The 470-nt window shown below is 63.8% G+C and carries 1 protein-coding gene; it reads right to left on the reverse strand.

Annotation, left to right across the window (positions count from 1 at the left end; genetic code table 11):
- Window positions 1-365, reverse strand: a 365-nt coding sequence (locus tag AC5ZG1_RS44320; RefSeq protein ID WP_496136558.1) for an ISAs1 family transposase, incomplete at its 3' end; no start/stop codon positions are given.
- Between the last annotated feature and the right edge of the window lie 105 nt (window positions 366-470).

Below are 470 nucleotides of genomic sequence, written 5' to 3' on the forward strand. Positions count from 1 at the left end.
TTCAACGCCAGGGCATAGTCGCCGCCGGCGGAAAGGATGGCATGAGCGGTATCGGCGCGGCAATGCAGGGCATCGGCGGTGACGATGGCACCTTCCAGCGACAAAAGCGCAAGCGCATCGAGCGCCCCTTGGACCTCGTTGCGGCCCGGCGCGGTCTGTTGGCCGATGACCAGGCCGCAACCGGCAGCCCAGACCTTGACGAGGGGCAGCGGCGTCGCCTCGTACCGCCTTGCCGTCGACCGCCACCACGCCTTCCATGCCCTTTGCAAAGGCTTCGGTAAAGCGGCTTCGAAGGCAACCTGATTGAGGCAGCGGAAAACGGTGGAGAAGGTGCCATGGCCGGCGATGCCATAGGGCAGCGGCACGATCGTCTTGAGCCACTTCTTTTTGGAAACGCCGAATCGGCCATGTCGGCGCAGCTTTCGGCGCCGCAAACGATCGCGGCAATGGCAATGAACAGGATCGACATC

Source organism: Bradyrhizobium sp. Leo78, assembly GCF_059512425.1.